This window comes from Corynebacterium sp. MSK006, from assembly GCF_030232385.1.
Taxonomy (GTDB): Bacteria; Actinomycetota; Actinomycetes; order Mycobacteriales; family Mycobacteriaceae; genus Corynebacterium; species Corynebacterium frankenforstense_A.
Genome location: NZ_JASPJZ010000002.1, coordinates 101,044 through 118,124, shown reverse-complemented (window position 1 = coordinate 118,124; position 17,081 = coordinate 101,044). Strand labels below are relative to the sequence as shown.

General features: G+C 70.8%; 15 protein-coding genes and 2 tRNA genes. 7 read left to right on the top strand and 10 right to left on the bottom strand.

The window, feature by feature from the left end; translation table 11 throughout:
* The first annotated feature begins 9 nt into the window (after window positions 1-9).
* Window positions 10-86 (top strand) — tRNA-Ile (locus QQA02_RS01905).
* Between the two features lie 171 nt (window positions 87-257).
* Complete coding sequence (locus QQA02_RS01900; RefSeq protein ID WP_284773398.1) at window positions 258-1,148, top strand: SGNH/GDSL hydrolase family protein; 891 nt, start codon at window positions 258-260, stop codon at window positions 1,146-1,148.
* A gap of 116 nt (window positions 1,149-1,264) precedes the next feature.
* Here the strand turns inward: QQA02_RS01900 and QQA02_RS01895 are convergent, their stop codons facing one another.
* Window positions 1,265-1,810: a TetR/AcrR family transcriptional regulator gene (locus QQA02_RS01895; protein WP_284863112.1), complete on the bottom strand. Its 546-nt coding sequence runs from the start codon at window positions 1,808-1,810 to the stop codon at window positions 1,265-1,267.
* The gene (locus tag QQA02_RS01890) at window positions 1,797-3,302 is read right to left on the bottom strand and encodes an MFS transporter (protein WP_284773601.1); all 1,506 of its coding nucleotides are present in this window, start codon (window positions 3,300-3,302) and stop codon (window positions 1,797-1,799) included. Before QQA02_RS01890 ends, QQA02_RS01895 begins: the two co-directional genes overlap by 14 nt.
* Before the next feature lie 181 nt (window positions 3,303-3,483).
* Here QQA02_RS01890 and QQA02_RS01885 point away from each other — a divergent pair, with 181 nt between their 5' ends.
* Both QQA02_RS01885 and QQA02_RS01880 read left to right on the top strand, forming a co-directional pair.
* Window positions 3,484-4,329, top strand: a complete 846-nt coding sequence (locus tag QQA02_RS01885) for a serine hydrolase domain-containing protein (protein WP_284773396.1) — start codon at window positions 3,484-3,486, stop codon at window positions 4,327-4,329.
* A gap of 240 nt (window positions 4,330-4,569) precedes the next feature.
* Entirely contained in the window at window positions 4,570-4,917 is a 348-nt protein-coding gene (locus QQA02_RS01880) for a hypothetical protein (RefSeq protein WP_284773395.1), read from the top strand.
* A gap of 30 nt (window positions 4,918-4,947) precedes the next feature.
* Here the strand turns inward: QQA02_RS01880 and QQA02_RS01875 are convergent, their stop codons facing one another.
* The 4 genes from QQA02_RS01875 to QQA02_RS01860 form a co-directional block, all read right to left on the bottom strand.
* Window positions 4,948-5,769 (bottom strand): HAD-IIA family hydrolase, encoded by an 822-nt coding sequence (locus QQA02_RS01875; protein ID WP_284773394.1) that lies wholly within the window; start codon window positions 5,767-5,769, stop codon window positions 4,948-4,950.
* Window positions 5,770-5,860: 91 nt separating this feature from the next.
* Window positions 5,861-7,366 carry an NAD(P)(+) transhydrogenase (Re/Si-specific) subunit beta gene (locus QQA02_RS01870; RefSeq protein WP_284773392.1) on the bottom strand — a complete coding sequence of 502 codons (1,506 nt, stop codon included), beginning with the start codon at window positions 7,364-7,366 and terminating at the stop codon, window positions 5,861-5,863.
* A gap of 1 nt (window position 7,367) precedes the next feature.
* Window positions 7,368-9,023, bottom strand: a complete 1,656-nt coding sequence (locus tag QQA02_RS01865; RefSeq protein WP_284773391.1) for a Re/Si-specific NAD(P)(+) transhydrogenase subunit alpha — start codon at window positions 9,021-9,023, stop codon at window positions 7,368-7,370.
* 290 nt (window positions 9,024-9,313) lie between these two features.
* The gene (locus QQA02_RS01860; protein ID WP_284773390.1) at window positions 9,314-9,721 is read right to left on the bottom strand and encodes an acyl carrier protein; all 408 of its coding nucleotides are present in this window, start codon (window positions 9,719-9,721) and stop codon (window positions 9,314-9,316) included.
* A gap of 339 nt (window positions 9,722-10,060) precedes the next feature.
* Here QQA02_RS01860 and QQA02_RS01855 point away from each other — a divergent pair, with 339 nt between their 5' ends.
* A complete protein-coding gene (locus tag QQA02_RS01855; RefSeq protein WP_284773389.1) occupies window positions 10,061-11,119 on the top strand; it encodes an alpha/beta fold hydrolase in 1,059 nt (352 codons plus the stop codon).
* Between the two features lie 141 nt (window positions 11,120-11,260).
* Here QQA02_RS01855 and aceE read toward each other — a convergent pair whose 3' ends face one another.
* On the bottom strand, window positions 11,261-14,017 hold the full coding sequence (gene aceE / locus QQA02_RS01850) for a pyruvate dehydrogenase (acetyl-transferring), homodimeric type (protein WP_284773388.1): 2,757 nt from the start codon (window positions 14,015-14,017) through the stop codon (window positions 11,261-11,263).
* A 197-nt stretch (window positions 14,018-14,214) separates the two neighbouring features.
* On the opposite strand from aceE, the gene QQA02_RS01845 reads away from it, so the two are divergent.
* Window positions 14,215-14,649, top strand: coding sequence for a DUF3052 domain-containing protein (locus QQA02_RS01845; RefSeq protein WP_423777741.1), 435 nt, complete (start codon window positions 14,215-14,217; stop codon window positions 14,647-14,649).
* 40 nt (window positions 14,650-14,689) lie between these two features.
* Window positions 14,690-14,765 (top strand) — tRNA-Val (locus QQA02_RS01840).
* 9 nt (window positions 14,766-14,774) lie between these two features.
* Here the strand turns inward: QQA02_RS01840 and QQA02_RS01835 are convergent.
* The 3 genes from QQA02_RS01835 to QQA02_RS01825 are packed head-to-tail and all read right to left on the bottom strand — an operon-like array spanning window position 14,775 to window position 17,005.
* Window positions 14,775-15,833 carry an SURF1 family cytochrome oxidase biogenesis protein gene (locus tag QQA02_RS01835; RefSeq protein WP_284773386.1) on the bottom strand — a complete coding sequence of 353 codons (1,059 nt, stop codon included), beginning with the start codon at window positions 15,831-15,833 and terminating at the stop codon, window positions 14,775-14,777.
* A gap of 49 nt (window positions 15,834-15,882) precedes the next feature.
* The gene (locus tag QQA02_RS01830) at window positions 15,883-16,374 is read right to left on the bottom strand and encodes a low molecular weight protein-tyrosine-phosphatase (RefSeq protein WP_284773383.1); all 492 of its coding nucleotides are present in this window, start codon (window positions 16,372-16,374) and stop codon (window positions 15,883-15,885) included.
* Complete coding sequence (locus QQA02_RS01825) at window positions 16,358-17,005, bottom strand: HAD hydrolase-like protein (RefSeq protein WP_284773381.1); 648 nt, start codon at window positions 17,003-17,005, stop codon at window positions 16,358-16,360. Before QQA02_RS01825 ends, QQA02_RS01830 begins: the two co-directional genes overlap by 17 nt.
* Window positions 17,006-17,081: the final 76 nt, after the last annotated feature.

Sequence of the window (17,081 nt, the reverse complement as noted above, 5' to 3'; positions counted from 1 at the left end):
ACTGCCCGCGGGGCTATAGCTCAGTCGGTCAGAGCATCAGACTCATAATCTGTCGGTCGCGGGTTCGAGCCCCGCTGGCCCCACCAATTGCGCTTCCGCCCATAACGGGGAAATTGTTTTCCTCTGTGATCTTCGCGTGGCGCGTGTTAACGTTGGGATCGTCTCAGCCGAAGTAGAGGCGTGACCCATGTCCGCTCCAGCCGGCGCCCAGGTGGGCGCGGGGGAGCGGTCACCAGCACGAGACGACGAGGTGGCAGATGCGAAAGACCGTTGACCAGAAGAAGCGCCGTGGCGGCATGCGCCGCGTGCTCGCCGCGACCGCGGCGGGCCTGATGGCGGCCGCCGGGGCCCTGGCGGCCGCGCCGACCGCCTCCGCGGCTCCGAGCGGGGTGGGCTACGTCGCCTTCGGCGACTCCTACTCGGCGAACCCGACCGTCGCCGAGCAGCTCGCCGGCTTCACGCAGCCCGACCGCTGCGGCCAGGGTGCGGACGCCTACCCGGTGCGCCTCGGCAAGAAACTCGGCATGAGCTACGCCAACGCGTCCTGCAACGGCGTGACCATCAACGGCATGGCTGGCCCCGGCCTGGGCTTCACCGCCGACCGTGCCGCCGCCCGCGGCCAGCTCGGCGACAACACCCGGCTGGTCACCATCACCGTCGGCGGCGCCGAGGGCTGGAACTTGGCGATGCCCGACCGCCGCGACTTCGGCGTCATCAACGGCGGCGACTTCCTGAACTACCAGGAGTTCGTCAACCGCATGCGCGGGCCGCTGAACACGATCCGCCACCACGCGCCGAACGCGCGCATCCTCTTCGTCGGTTACCCGGCCGTGGGCAACGACCGCGGCGAGGTCTGCCTGATGAACGCGGACGTCCCGCCGGAGCTGGGCACCCCGAACATCGCCGCGCCTGTGCCGACCAACGCCACCGGCTTCGTCAACAAGCTGGACAACATCGCCCGCGACGCCGCCGGCGAGCTGGGCTACGAGTACGTGGAGACCCGTCGCCCCGGCACCGGCACCTGCGAGCCCTCCGGCAACCGCTGGGTGCACGGTCTGATCGACAACCAGATCCACCAGATGATGTTCCACCCCTCCGCCAACGGCAACGAGGCGATCGCTCAGATCACCGCGGACTACGTCCGCTAGTCACCGACCGGGATCGCCGGTTCTCGCCGCCCGCAGGCTCCCCGAGTCTGCGGGCGGTTTTGCATGCGCGAGTTTGTGTGCGGCGGTTCCGCGCGCGGGAGGGGAGGGCCCTCGGGTCAGGAATCCTCCACCGGAATCATCGCGATGATCGCGTCCGTCAGCGACTCCCGCTGCTCCGGGGTGAGGGAGTAGAGGTGCGCGTGGTCGTGCAGCCACAGCCCCTCGGCGGCCAGCAGCACCAGATACGCCGCGTCGACCTCCGGGGAGGAGCCGACCTCCTCGGGCGCCGGCGACCAGCGCCGGTCCACCTCGCGCCAGACGTTCTCGAAGTCGGGGTGGCTCGCTGCGTCGAGCTGCACCAGCAGATCCGCCCGCGTCGCCGAGCCCGACAGGGAGAGCACCAGCGCGCGCAGCCGCGCGGTGGGGGAGAGGTCCGCCGCGGGGGCGCCCGCGGCGTCGACAAGCTCTCTCTCCCACTCGTCGGCGAGGTGGTGGTGCACGCCGAGCATCAGCTCGTGGCGCGACGGGAAGTGGTAGATCAACCCCGACTTGCTCACCCCGGTGGCCTGGGAGAGCGAGTCGTAGGTGACCGCCTCGAGGCCGTCGGCGTCGATCATCTCGACGGCGGTCTCCAGGATCTGCTCGCGCTTACTCGGCCTCACGGGCCTCGACCTCCTTCGGGTTTCCGGCGAAGCACCAGGCCGTCACGGCGGCCGCGACGAGCGCGATCACCGCGGACAGGCTCAGGACGGTCAGGTACGAGGAATCGTAGGCGGCGGTGGCGGCCTCGGCGAAGACGGGGTGGTCCACGCCGTGGTTGACGTCGTGGGCGACCTCGGCCGGCGCGCGCAGCGCGTAGACCGCCGGCATCAGCGAGCCGAGGATCGACACCGACAGCAGGCTGCCGAACTCGTAGGAGACCGCCTCGACCGAGGAGGCCATGCCCGCCCGGGAGAACGGCGCGGAGCCGACGATGGCCGTCGAGGACACGCTCATGACACTGCCGGAACCGAAGCCGGTCATCGCCAGGCAGCAGGCGAAGACCCACAGCGGCGCGTTGCCCATCGAGAGCACGGAGCCGGTGACACCCGCGACCATCAGCAGGAAGCCGCCGGTGATCAGCGTGCGGAAGCCCACGCGGTGCAGCACCGAGCCGCCGATGACGGACGCCGGGATCGCCGCGACCGCGGCGGTGGCCACCAGCAGGCCCGCGTCCAGCGGGGAGAAGTCCGCCGAGATCTGGAAGCGCTGGGTGGTCAGCAGCTCCGCGCCGGAGAGCGCGAACATCGCGCCCACCGCGGCCACCGCGCCGCCGGAGAACATGCGGTTGCGGAAGATCGAGACCTCCAGCAGCGGCTCACGGCCGGCCGCACGCAGCGCACGCTGACGCACGGCGAAGGCGACGCCGCCGACGAGGGCGCAGACCACCGCGGCGGCGATCAGCCAGCCGGAGCGCGCCGGGTTGGCGGACTCCTTGATCGTCATGACCAGGCCGACCATGGCCACCAGGGCGAAGGCCGAGGAGACGGCGTCCCAGCGCTTCTCCGGGCGCGGCATGTTCGGCGGGCCGATGAGCATCGTCGCCACGATGATCACGATCGCCACGGGCACGTTGATCAGGAAGACCGAGCCCCACCAGAACATCTCGAGCAGCAGCCCGCCGAGGACGGGGCCAGCGGCGGCGCCGACGACGGAGACCGCGCCCCAGATGCCGATGGCGGTGTTGCGCTCGCGGGGGTCCGGGAAGGTCACGCGCACCAGCGCCAGGGTGGCCGGCAGCATCGCGGCCGCGCCCAGGCCCAGCACCGCGCGGGCGGCGATGAGGAACCACGCCGAGGGGGAGAACGCCGCGGCCAGCGAGCCGACCGTGAACAGCGAGATGCCGATGAGGAAGATCAGCCGGTGGCCGATCTTGTCGCCCAGCGTGCCGGTGCCGAGCAACAGCCCGGAGAGCACCAGCGGGTAGGCGTTGATGATCCACAGGCCCTGCAGCTCCGTGGTGTGCAGCTCGTCGCGGAGGACGGGCAGGGCGGTGTAGAGGATCGAGTTGTCGGCGCCGACGAGGAAGAGCCCCAGGCTGATCACGGCGAGGAAGCCCCAGCGCTGGGCCGGGGCCGTCGTCTGGGCGGGCGTGGTGCGCTTCGTGGTCGTCATCGGGGCAGTCGCGTTCTTCGCGTCCGGCGCGGTGTTCATGGTCGTCATTTCCTTCTCCTGAGACTTCACCTTCTGAGTCGAGTTGATGTGTTGACGGCGAGTAACTGTAACAAACGTTCGGTACAGTTTCGACGCCGCCGCTCGCCCGTGAGCGGGGACACGCGCCGCTACGATGGTGACCATGAGCCTGCTGCACCCGTTGGAGAACTGGCCCGTGGACAACCTCGCCGCCGCCGTCACCGACGGCGAGACGGTGCTCGCCGAGACGGGCGACACCGACCGCGTCTTCGAGCTGGCCAGCGTGACCAAGCTGCTGTCCGCCTACGGGGTGCTCATGGCCGTCGAGGAGGGCGTCTTTGAGCTTGACACCCCCTGCGGGCCGGAGGGCTCGACCGTGCGCCACCTGCTGGCCCACGCCTCCGGCGTCGGCTTCCGCGACCCCGAGCCCGAGCGGGCGGTGGGGGAGCGGCGCCTCTACTCCTCGGCCGGCTTCGAGATCCTCGCCGACCGCGTCGGCGAGGAGACGGGCATTGACTTCCCCGACTACCTGGCCGAGGGAGTCTTCGAGCCGCTGGGCATGTCCGCCACCGAGCTGCGCGGCTCGGCCGGCCACGGCGCGGTCTCCACCGTCGCCGACCTCGTCGCCTTCGCTGAGGAGCTCGCCCATCCGAGGCTGCTCGCGCCCGAGACCCTCGAGGAGGCGTTCAGTCCCCAGTTCCCCGAACTCAACGGCATGGTGCCCGGCTACGGCTTCCACAAGCCGTGCCTGTGGGGGCTCGGCTTCGAGATTGCCGACCACAAGTCGCCGCACTGGACCGGCCCGGACATGCCCCGCGAGACCGTCGGGCACTTCGGCATGTCCGGCACCTACCTGTGGGCCGTGCCCGCCGTCGGGCGCTTTGCGGACCTGCCTTGCGCCGGCACAGCGATGGTCGCGCTGACCGACCGCCGCTTCCAGGACTGGGTCAAACCACTGTGGGAGCGCACCAACGAATTTATCTGGCAGGAGCTGCAGCGCCGGCGTTGAGCCACCGGGGCCCCGCGTGTGAGTCGCGCACCGGAGCCCACAGGAGTACACCAGCGTTCATGCGAGTCTCAAGGTGCACTTGAGTAAACGGGGGATCAAGTGCCACTTGACTGTTGCCGCACCACGGGGACGCCCCGGACAATCGGGGCACACAACCGGTACACGAGATCGTTGGGGAAGACGAACCTCGTCTTGCGCCGCACACGCGGCGTTCCACCGGACATGTGAGGGGACATCCCCGTGACAATGATGATGACCGCACCGTCGACGTGCCGGCACCGCCCGGCCGACGCCCCGGTGTCGCTCGTCCACGCCGTGCTACACATCGCGGGCATGCCCGTACGCCTGCGCCGCGACGTCGAGGCGCTCATGGTCAAGCACCTGCCCACCGAAGGATCGTGGGTGGCACCCGGCACCGACCCGCTCGAGGCCGACTGGTGCACCGACTGGCGCCGCGAGGGCGCCGGGTGCACCGGCTGCCGTCAGGTGCTCACCGCGCCCGCCGCTGAGCTGCGCGCCTTCGGCCGCGCCCTGCGCGAGCTGGCCGAGACCGCGTCCTTCGATGCGACGCTGACCCGCGCCCGCTGACGGGCCGCCGTGGCCGGCGGCCAGCTGAATTTAATCGTCCGTCGGGAACGGCTCGTGGAAGGAGCCGTCGCCGAACGGGTCGTCCCAGCGCTCGGCGAGCTCGGCGATCGAGTCGATCATGGCGGTCGGCCGGTAGGGGTAGCGGCCGACCTCGGCGTCGTCGGAGATGCCCGAGCGCACCAGGATCGTGCGCATGCCGGCCTCCAGGCCGGACTTGACGTCGGTGTCCATGCGGTCGCCGATCATCACCGTGCGCTCCGAGTGCGCGCCGATGGTGTTGAGCGCCGAGCGCATCATGATCGGGTTGGGCTTGCCGATGTAGTACGGCTCGCGGCCCGTCGCCGCGGTGATCAGCGCGGCCACGGCGCCGGTGGCCGGCAGCACGCCCTGCGGGGCCGGGCCGGTGACGTCCGGGTTGGTGCAGATGAAGCGCGCGCCGGCACGGATCAGGTTGATCGCGGTGGTGATCGCCTCGAAGGAGTAGGTGCGCGTCTCGCCGAGCACCACGAACTCGGGGTTTACATCGGTGAGGATCCAGCCGGCCTCGTGCACGCCGGTGGTCAGGCCCGCCTCGCCGACGACGTAGGCGGTGCCGCGCTCGGCCTGGCGGCGCAGGAAGTCGGAGGTCGCCGTCGCCGAGGTCCAGATGCGCTCCGGGGGCACGTCCAGGCCCTGGGCCAGCAGGCGCGCGGAGAGGTCGCGCGGGGTCTGGATGGAGTTGTTCGTCAGCACCATGAAGTTGACGTCGTTGTCCACCAGCGCCTTGAGGAACCGGTCGGCGCCGGGGATCATCTCCCCCTCCTTGATCAGCACGCCGTCCATGTCGCTCAGATACGAGATGTGAGATGTCATGTGACCATTGTGCCCCGAACGCCGACGCCGCGCGCACCCGTGGGGCACGCGCGGCGTCGGAAATCACGGACCGGACCCGGCCCGGTCTGCGTTACTTGGCGGGGGCGAGCTTGGCCAGCTCGGAGTTGATCGCGTCGACGGAGGCCTTCGCGTCGCCGAGCAGCATGTCCGTGTTCTCGTGGAAGAACAGCGGGTTCTGCACGCCGGCGTAGCCGGAGCCCATCGAGCGCTTGAACACGATGACCTTCTCCGCGTCCCAGACCTTGAGCACCGGCATGCCCTCGATGGGGGAGCCGGGCTCGTAGGCGACCGGGTTGACCGTGTCGTTGGCGCCGATGACCAGCACCACGTCGACCTCGCCGAAGTCGTCGTTGACCTCGTCCATCTCGTGGACGATCGGGTAGGGCACCTTGGCCTCGGCCAGCAGCACGTTCATGTGGCCCGGCAGGCGGCCGGCGACCGGGTGGATCGCGAAGGTGACGTCCACGCCGGCCTTGCGCAGCGTGTCGGTCAGCTGGGCGACCGGGTACTGCGCCTGGGCGACGGCCATGCCGTAACCCGGGGTGATGACGACCTTCTTGGCCGCCAGCAGCGCCTGCGCGGTCTCGGCCACGGTGGTCTCCGTGTGCGTGCCGTAGTCGTGCTCGGCGGCCGTGGCCGAGCCGGTGCCGAAGCCGCCCAGGATCACGGCGGCGAAGGAGCGGTTCATCGCCTGGCACATGATGTAGGACAGGTAGGCGCCCGAGGAACCCACCAGCGCGCCGGTGATGATCAGCAGCGGGTTGGCCAGCATGAAGCCGGCGGCCGCGGCGGCCCAGCCCGAGTAGGAGTTGAGCATCGAGACCACCACGGGCATGTCGCCGCCGCCGATGGCTGCGACCAGGTGCAGGCCCAGCAGCAGGGCCAGTACGGTCATCACCGCGAGGCTGGCCACCGCGAGCGTCGACTCGCCCTTACCGGCGATGAACAGGCCCATGCCGACGAGGCTGAACACGATGACGGTCAGGTTGAGCAGGTTGCGCCCGGGCAGGGTCAGCGGGGCGCCCTTGATCTTCCCGGAGAGCTTCAGGTAGGCGATGATCGAGCCGGTGAAGGTCACCGCACCGATGAAGATACCCAGGTAGACCTCGCCGAGGTGGAAGGACTCCATCTCCTCGGAGACGTCCTGCGGGTGCAGCCAGGAGTTGAAGCCGATGAGCACGGCGGCCAGGCCCACGAAGGAGTGCAGCAGCGCGATCAGCTGCGGCATGCCGGTCATCTCGACCTTCTTGGCCATCGGCACGCCGATCAGCGCGCCGACGAGCATGGCCACCGCGATGAGCAGCAGCGTGGTCATCGCCGAGCGGTACTCGCCCGGGTTCTCGTGCGACTGCACCAGGGCCTTGGCCACGGTGGCCACCAGCGCGACGGTCATGCCGGTCGCGCCGAGGGTGTTGCCGCGCTGGGCGGTCTCGTTCTTGGACAGGCCCGCCAGCGCCAGGATGAACAGCACGGCGGCGACCAGGTAGGCCAGGGTGGTGATCCGCCCCGTCCAGTCGGACAGCGCGGTGGTGGTCTCGGACGACGTGGCGCCGAGTGCGTAGAGGACGTGGGTCATCTCAGGCCTCCTGCCGGAACATGGCGAGCATGCGGTGGGTCACCGTGAAGCCGCCGAAGATGTTGATGCTGGCGATCACGATCGCGATGAACGCGAGGACCGAGACCGCGAGATTGGCCGAGCCGACCTGGAGCACCGCGCCGACGAGGATGATGCCGGAGACGGCGTTCGTCTCGCTCATCAGCGGGGTGTGCAGGGAGTGGGTCACGGCGGTGATCACGTAGAAGCCGACGACGACGGCCAGCATGAGCACCAGGTAGTCCGCGGAGACCTCCGCCGGGCTGGCCAGGATGAGTGCCACGCCCAGCAGGCCGCCGAGCCAGGCCCACCAGCGGTGCGGCTTGCTTCCCGACGCTTCGTCGGCCGCACCGTCGCCGGCACCTGCGGCGTCGGCGGCCGGGGCGGGCTTCGGGGCGGCGGAGACCTTCACCGGGGGCGCGGGGAAGAGCGTGGTGGCCACCGGGGCGCCGGCGCCGGAGGCGCCGTCGCCGTCGGCCGCGGCGTACGCTGCGACGGCGCCCTGCGCGGCGTCGTCAATCTCTTCCTTGCTCGAGGTCACCTCGGGGCCGCGGGAGGAGGCGGTCAGGGTGATCTGGCGGACGATCTCGTCGCCGAGGTCCAGGGTGGCCTTTCCGTCCTTGTGCGGGGTGATCAGCTTGAACAGGTTGACCACGTTCTGGCCGTAGAGCTGCGAGGCCTGGCCCGGCAGCCGGCCGGCCAGATCCGTGTAGCCGATGACGGTCACGCCACCGTCGGTGACGGTCACCTCGCCGGGCACGGTCAGCTCGCAGTTGCCGCCGTTGGCGGCGGCCATGTCCACGATCACGGAGCCGGGCTTCATCGCCGCGACGTCCGCGGCCGTGAGCAGCACCGGGGACTTGCGGCCCGGGATGTTCGCGGTGGTGATCACGATGTCGGCGGCGGCCGACTGCTCCGCGTAGAGCTTCGCCGCGGCGGCCGCCTGGTCGGCGGTCATCTCCTTGGCGTAGCCGTCCTCGGACTTCTCGGCAGCCGCGGGGATGGCGACGAACTCGGCGCCCATCGACTCGACCTGCTCGGCGACCTCGGGGCGCAGGTCGGTGGCTTTGACCACTGCGCCCATCGAGTTCGCCGTGCCGATGGCGGCCAGGCCCGCGACCCCGGCGCCGATGACGTAGACGGTGGCCGGGTCGACCTTGCCGGCGGCGGTGACCTGGCCGGTGAACAGGCGGCCGAAGTTCGCGGCGGCCTCGATCACGGCGCGGTAGCCCGCGATGTTCGCCATGGAGGAGAGCACGTCCATCGACTGCGCGCGCGAGATGCGCGGCACGGCGTCCATGGCCAGGGCGGTCAGGTCCTCCGCGGCCAGCTGGTCGATGAGCTCGGCGTTGCGGCGCGGGGCCATCCGGGCGATGAGCGTGGCGCCCGGACGCATCCGGGAGCGGTACTCGGCCGGCGGGGTGTCCAGGCACGTGACGATGTCGGCGGACCAGACGTCCTCGCCGGTAAGTCGGGCGCCCGCCGCCTCATAGGCGGCGTCGGTGTAGGCGGCCCGGGAGCCGGCGCCGCGTTCGACGTCGACCTCGAATCCGAGCTTCACCAGCTTTCGCACGGTGTCCGGGGTGGCGGACACCAGCGGCTGATCGGGATCGGGCTCCCGCGGGATTCCGATGCGCATGCGTTCTCCTTGCGTTCGCGTCTTGTCGCTCCGACGCGGCGCTCGATGTCAGACAACCGCGTCTTACCAGGGAGTATATGCCGGTGTCGTGAACGAAAATCGTAGGGGGACGAGGAAGTGAGCGCGCTCACGCAGGCTCGGGGGCCGCTCGCGCGCCACGTGCCCGGTTCGGGGGGGCGGGCAGGGCGCGCGGCAGGGGTGCGTGGCGTACCGCGGGGTGTGGCCGGTGGGTAGTACCACGGGGGTCGGGTTTCGGGGCGGTTCGCGCGGGTGCGGCGGGCGCGGGCGGGCTACTCGGCGGGGGAGCGGTGCTCGGCCAGGTAGTCCAGGCCCTCGCCGACGTTGCCGAAGGCCGCGACCGTCGTGTCCTCCAGGCGCACCCCGAAGGTCTCCTCGGCACGCACGGTAAGCTCGATCAGGCTCAGCGAGTCCACGCCCAGGTCCTCGCGCAGGCGGGACTGTCGGGTGACCTCGCCGGCCTCGACGCCGGCGACGTCCTCGACCAGCGCGGCGAACTCGGCCAGCAGGGGATCCGCGCCCGCGCGCGGGTCGGCCTTGGCCTGCGCCTTCGTCGACTTCTCCGTGCCGCCGGTCGAGGTGGCCGCCGCGCCCTCGGCCTCGGCCGCCGCGTGCTCGTCGGCGTCGAGGGGCACCTCCGTGTTGAACTTCGCGGCCAGCTGCGCCGCCAGATCTCCCATCGCGGTGCGTCCTCCTCGGTCTGTGTCGGGTTGTCCCGGTAGTTCCCGGTAGGTCCCGGGATGTTCCGGGCGGGATCCGCCCGGGCGCGGGGTCTCCCGCGCGTCGCATCCCACTGTACGGGGCGCGGGCGGGTGGGAGGCGCGGGGCGCGGGCGGGTCCGGTCGGGTTGGGGCCGGGTCCGGTCGGGTTGGGGCGGGTTCGGTCAGCTGCGCCGACAAAATGTGGACCAAGTTCGCCGCGCCTCCGCGTTTCCCCAGGGCAGATCCGGCCGGGCGGAAACCTGGTCCACATTTTGCCGGCTGCGGGCCACGGCGGCTGCGCAGGTAGGATCTCCGGTGATGCAACTGCTAGACAAGACGATCGCGCTGACCCGCTCCTGGGCGCTGCGCCTGACCCCCGGCGGGCGGCGCCGCATCGCCCTCGAACAGGGCGCGCTGCACTCCAAAGACCGCCGCCCGGGCCTCACCGAAGTCACCGACTCCGGCTTCGCCGCCTCCTCCGACGGGATCATGGTGCGCTGGGAGACCACCGGGCCCGCCGCCGACGAGCCGGCGCGCGCCACCGTGCTCTTCCTGCACGGCTTCACCCTGGCCGGCGACTCCTTCTACCTGCAGGCCGAGCACCTGCGCGACAGCCACCCGGACGTGCGCTGCGTGTGCCCGGACATGCGCGGTCACGGCCGCACCGGCCCCACCGACCCCGACCTGTGCACCGTCGACGGGCTCGCCGAGGATGCCCTGGCGGCGCTCACCGACGCCGACCACACCGACGCCCCGCTGATCCTGGTCGGCCACTCGCTCGGCGGGCTGGCCGTGTTCAACTTCCTGCGCCGCGCGCCCGAGGAGATCCGCCGCCGCGTCGCCGGCGTGGTGGTCGTGGCCACCTCCATCGAGGCGCTCTCGGACCAGGGCGTGCCGCAGCTCCTGGCCTCGCCGGCCGCCGACGCGGTCTACGAGGCCGTCGAGGCCAGCCCGAAGGAGGCCGAGTGGCTGCGCGAGGAGGTCACCAAGATGATCGCCCCGGGCCTGGCCGTGGGCGTCTTCCGCCGGCCGACGAACTACGAGCTCATCGAGTTCCACGCCGCGATGATCCACGAGACCCCGCTGGAGACCTTCGTCGGCTTCTTCGACTCCCTGCAGAGCCACGACGAGCTCGAGGCCGGCCCGGCGCTGGCCGGCGTTCCCGGATTCGTGATCACCGGCACCGGCGACGTGGTCACCCCGGGCGAGCAGGCCGACCGCATCCAGGAGGTCTGGCCCGAAGCCAAGCGCATCGACGCCTTCGGCTCCGGGCACATGATCATCCTCGAGGCGCCGGCCGTGGTGAACAAGGCGCTCGACGTGCTCATCGACGCCCTGCCGGAGGAGCAGGCGCAGCCGGAGAAACAGGGGGAGTAGCCCGGGCCGTCGGCTAGCGCCCGTCCGGCGCCGCGCCTGCACCGACCCCACGCAGCAGAAAGCCCCGCCGGGAACCGGCGGGGCTTACCTTTCCGGGCCCGGGACCTGGGACCTGGGGCCCAGGACCAAGGTCACTGGAACCTAGGCCTGGGTCGGATCGTCCAGGTGGAACTTCTCGGCGGCGTCGGCGGCCACGTGCACGTCGATCTCGCCCGCACGGGCCAGGCCGGCGAGCACGGCGACGACCACGCTGGGCGCGTCGGTGTTGAAGAAGCGGCGCGCGGCCGGGCGGGTGTCGGAGAATCCGAAGCCGTCGGTGCCCAGCACCGTGTAGTCGCCGGGCACGAAGGCGCGGATCTGCTCCTGCAGGTCTGTGGCGAAGTCGGAGACCGCCACGTAGGGGCCGGCGGCCTTCTTCAGCTGGCTGGTGGCGAAGGGCTCCGGGGCCTTCTCCGCCGGGTGCTGCAGGGCGTGCTTGTTGATGCGCGCGCCCTCGCGGGCCAGCTCGACCCAGGAGGTCACCGAGAAGATGTTGGCGCGCACCGAGTACTCGGCGGCCAGGATCCTCTGCGCCTCCAGGGCGGCCTGCATGCCGATGCCGGAGGCCAGGATGGAGGCCTCGTGCTCGGCGCCGTCCGCGCCCTCGATCTCGGAGCCGTCCGAGTAGCGGTAGATGCCGCGGTGCAGGCCCTCGACGTCGAGGTCCTCCGGCTCGGCCGGCTGGTGGGTCGGCTCGTTGTAGATCGTCAGGTAGTAGATGACGCTCTCGCCGCCGTCCGGGCCGTACATGCGGTCGATGCCGCGGTGGACCAGGTGGGCGATCTCGAAGGCGAAGGCCGGGTCGTAGGAGACCACGGCCGGGTTGGTCGAGGCCAGGATCTGCGAGTGGCCGTCCATGTGCTGCAGGCCCTCGCCGGTCAGCGTGGTGCGCCCGGCGGTCGCGCCCAGCAGGAAGCCGCGGGCCATCTGGTCGCCGGCCGCCCAGATCGAGTCACCGGTGCGCTGGAACCCGAACATCGAGTAGAAGACGTAGATCGGGATCATCGCCAGCCCCTCGGTGGCGTAGCTGGTGCCCGCGGCGATGAAGCTGGCCACGGAGCCAGCCTCGCTGATGCCCTCGTGCAGGATCTGGCCGTCGGTGGCCTCGCGGTAGGACAGCATCAGGTCGTGGTCGACCGGCACGTAGTTCTGGCCGTGCGGGTTGTAGATCTTCAGCGTCGGGAACCAGGAGTCCATGCCGAAGGTGCGCGCCTCGTCCGGGATGATCGGCACCAGGCGCTCCTTGAGCTTCTTGTCGCGCATCAGGTCCTTGAAGGTGCGCACGGTGGCCATGGTGGTGGCCACCTCCTGCTTGCCGGAGCCCTTGCGCGCGCTCTTGAGCTTGTCCAGCGGCGGGACCTCGAGCGGCTCGTAGTCGGTGCGGCGCTCGGGCAGGTAGCCGCCGAGCTCCTTGCGGCGCTCCTTCATGTAGCGGATGACCTCGTCGTCCTCGCCGGGGTGGAAGTACGGCGGCAGGGTCGGGTCCTTCTCCAGGTCCGCGTCGGAGATCGGGATGTCCTGCTTGTCGCGGAAGAGCTTGAGGTCGTCGAGGGTCAGCTTCTTCATCTGGTGGGTCGCGTTGCGGCCCTCGAAGTTGTGGCCCAGGCCGTAGCCCTTGATGGTGTGGGCGAGGATGACCGTCGGGCGGTCCTTGGTCTCCATGGCGCGCTTGTAGGCGGCGTAGATCTTGCGGTAGTCGTGGCCGCCGCGGCGCAGCGCCCAGATCTCCTCGTCGGTCATGTCCTCGACCAGCTTGAGGGTGCGCGGGTCGCGGCCGAAGAAGTGCTCGCGCACGTAGGCGCCATCGTTGGCCTTGAAGGTCTGGTAGTCGCCGTCCGGGGTGGAGTTCATGATCTCCACCAGGGCGCCGTCCTTGTCCTTGTCCAGCAGCTCGTCCCACTCCCGGCCCCAGATCACCTTGATCACGGACCAGCCGGCGCCGCGGAAGAAGCTCTCCAGCTCCTGGATGATCTGGGTGTTGCCGCGCACCGGGCCGTCGAGGCGCTGCAGGTTGCAGTTGACCACGAAGGTCAGGTTGTCCAGGTTGTTCAGGGCGGCCTGGTGGATCGCGCCGCGCGACTCGGGCTCGTCCATCTCGCCGTCGCCGAGGAAGGCCCACACGTGCTGCTGCGAGGTGTCCTTCAGGCCGCGGTTGTGCAGGTAGCGGTTGAAGCGCGCCTGGTAGATGGCGTCCAGCGGGCCCAGGCCCATGGACACGGTGGGGAACTCCCAGAAGCCCGGCATGCCGTGTGGGTGCGGGTAGCTGGGCAGCCCGCCCTGGGGTCGGGAGACCTCCTGGCGGAAGCCGTCGAGGTCGTCCTCGGTCAGGCGGCCCTCGAGGAAGGCGCGGGCGTACATGCCCGGCGAGGCGTGGCCCTGGAAGAAGATCTGGTCGCCGCCGCCCGGGTGGTCCTTGCCGCGGAAGAAGTGGTTGAAGCCGACCTCGTAGAGCGGCGCGGCGCCGGCGTAGGTGGAGATGTGGCCGCCGACCCCGATCTCGGGGCGCTGGGCGCGGTGCACCATGATCGCGGCGTTCCAGCGGATCCAGCGGCGGTAGCGCTTCTCCACCTCCTCGTCGCCGGGGAACTCGGGCTCGGAGGAGGTGGGGATGGTGTTGACGAAGTCGGTCGACAGCATCGGCGGCAGCGGCACGCGCTTGGCCGAGGCCCGCTCGAGCAGGCGCAGCATCAGGAAGCGCGCGCGTTCGGGGGTGGCGTGCTCGAGCAGGCCGTCGAGCGAGTCCATCCACTCGCGGGTCTCCTCCGGGTCGGAGTCGCTGAGGTAGGAGGCGACGCCGTCGCGGATGATGGCGAAGTTCGTGTCGTCGGCGCGGGAGCCGCCGAGGGGGCTGTCGGCCATGGGTTTTCCTCTTTCGGGTTGGTACAACCTATTCGCCCCGAGCCTAGCGATTCCTCGTGCGCGGGCGCGGGCGCGAGCTCCGGGGGTGGCGCGGGTGGGGCGCACCGGGCGTGTGGTGTTGCGGACTCTGCCGAGCCGGGGTTCAGCCTGTATCCTGCGAGAAAAGACATTCCGCCCGCGCCCGGCACGTCCGCGGTGTGGGCTCAACCACAAAGGAAGGATCTTCAACGGTGGCCGACGAGTACGCCCGCCAGCTCGACATCACCCGCGGGCAGGTCGTGCAGGAGGTGGGCTGGGACGAGGACTGCGACAGCTCCATCTCAGAGTCGATCGAGCACGTGCTGGGGGAGAACCTGCTCGAGGACGACACCGACGAGATCTGCGACGTGGTCCTGATGTGGTTCCGCGACGAGGACGGCGACCTGGTCGACGGCCTGGTCGACGCCGTGCGGCCCCTCGACGAGTCCGGCCGTGTCTGGCTGATGACCCCGGCCACCGGGCGCCCCGGCGCGATCGAGACCGGCGTGATCGCCGAGTCCGCGCAGCTGGCTGGCCTGGTCCAGACCGCCTCGGAGCGCCTCGGCGACTGGCAGGGCTCCTGCCTCGTCCAGCGCGGCTCGACCCGCAAGTAGAGCGGGAAAGGCCCGTGTTAATCTCGACGGGTCCTTTCAGGCGCCCCTAGCTCAGTTGGGAGAGCACTCGGTTTACACCCGAGCGGTCGGCGGTTCGAGTCCGTCGGGGCGCACCATGTGAACGCCTAGAACCGTTCCTCGTCGCGGCGGGCGAACTTCGCGTAGTCGTCGTGGCGCGCCCCGCCGTAGCGGTCCGCCACGCTGCGCGAGTGCTCGTGCGTCTTCGCGTCGGCCGGCGGCTCCGAGAGATCGTCGTCGTCCCAGAGCATGTCGTTGAACCGCGCGCGTGCCCCGCGCCGCGTCCGCTTGCCGACGTCGCGCCCCTCGTCGTCGCCGCTCCCCGCACCGTCGGCGTCGGGGCCTGCGCCTGCGGCGCCGGCCATTTCGGACTCCTCGTCGTCGACGCGGCGGCGCTCCTTGAGCTCGGCCCAGATGAAGTAGCCGAGGCCGGCCGGGGCCATGATGCCGAAGGCGATCCACTGCAGGCCGTAGGACAGGTGCGAGCCGCGGTCCAGCTTCGGGATCGGCATCGGGTTGAGCACGCCGGGCTGGTCCTCGTCGGAGAGCTGCACGAAGTCTTGCCCCAGCTCCACGCCGGTGGCCTGCGAGATCTGGCCGGTGTCGATGCCGTAGACCTGCAGGTGGCCCTCCCCCTCCATCGGCTCGCGGTCCGGGGTGGACTCGTTGCGCCGGGCCACCGCGGTGACGGTCACCTCGCCGTCGGGGGCCGCGTCGAAGTCGGGGACCTCCGCGCCGCGGGCCTGCTGCCAGCCGCGGTTGACCAGCACGAGGCGGCCGTCGTCCATCTTCAACGGGGTGAGCACCTGCACGGAGGGGGTGCCCTCGACCGGGCGCATGCGCAGCACGGTCTCGGCCTCAGGCACGTAGTGCCCGGTCACCGTCACACGGCGCCATTCGTCGTCTTCGGCGACGGCGCCGCGGGCGTCGAAAATCTCGTCGTAGGACACCGGGTCGGTGTGGAAGGCGGTCTCGATGCGCTCGTTGCGCTCACCGATCGCCTCGTTCTTGCCCAGCTGCCAGGGCGCCAGGAAGGTGAAGGCGAAGTAGGAGAAGGCGATGATGAGCACGACGGCCAGGAACCACCCGGGCTTGAGGAAGGCCGAGAGGGCGGAGCCGCGGCGGCGTCCCCGCGGCGTCGTTCGGTCACTCGTCGTGCTGCTCACGGTCCCCGAGCCTACCCGGGGCGGGCGCGCGCTCCGACTCCGAGGCTGCTCAGTTGCCGAGGCGGGCGCGGGCCCAGTCGAGGATGCCGGGCACGGCCGCGGTGATCTCCTCGTAGGTGACGGAAAAGCCCTCGGGCCCGCCGTAGTAGGGGTCGTCGACGGACGCGTTCTCCTCGGCGGCGGGGTCGAAGGAGCGCAGCAGGCGGATCTTGTCGGGCTCCGCGCCGCGGGCCTTGAGCTCGGCGCGGTGGTTGGCGGCCAGGGCGACGATGAGGTCGGCCTCGGCGTCCGCGGGGCCGAACTGGTGGGCGCGGAAGTCCCCGGAGTCGTGGCCGTGGGCGGCAAGCTCGGCGCGGGCGCGGTCGTCTGCGTGCTGGCCGACGTGCCAGCCGCCGATGCCGCAGGAGTCGACGCGCACCTGGTCGGCCAGCCCGGCCTCGGCGAGCGCGTCGCGGGTGATGATCTCCGCCATGGGGGAGCGGCAGATGTTGCCGGTGCACACGAAGGAGATGTGCAGGGGCTTGTCAGCGGGTGCGGTCATGGACGATCCTCTCCAGTTCAGCGGGGTCGGCGGCGACGGCGATCGCGTGGGCGCGCTCGGCGTCGGTGCCGTAGCCCCAGGCCACGGCCACCGAGTCGATGCCGAAGGCCCGCGCGCCGTCGAAGTCGTGGATGCGGTCGCCGATCATCAGCGCCGGCGGTTTCGGGCCCTTCAGCCCCAGGTTGGTGAGCGTGTGCTCGAGCACCGCGGTCTTGGTGCGCCGCGGGCCGTCCTCCTGGGCGGCGCCGAGGAAGTCGATGTAGTCGAGCAGACCGAAGTGCTCGAGGGTGATGCGGGCGAAGTGTTCGCCCTTGGAGGTCGCGGTGGCCAGCACCAGGCCCTCGTCGTGCCAGCCGGCCAGCAGCTCCGCCACCCCGGGGAAGGGGCTGGCCTGAAGCCACCCGCCGCCGGCGGCGTAGTCGAGGTAGGCCTTCAGCCCCGCGGGCACCTGCTCGGCGGGCACCCCGGCGGCGGTGAGTGTCTCCTCCATCGGGGGACCGGCGATGCCGGCGAGGAAGGCCTCGTCCGGGTGCGGGTGGCCCAGGGTGTCCAGGGCGTGCAGCAGACCGGCGCGCACCCCGGGGAAGGTGTCGACCAGGGTGCCGTCGAGGTCCAGCAGCAGATGGCTCACGCGTCTCACGGGAGTCCAGCATGGCAGAAACCCCGCGGCGGCGTCGTGCGGGGCGGTCGCGGGGCACCGCTAGACT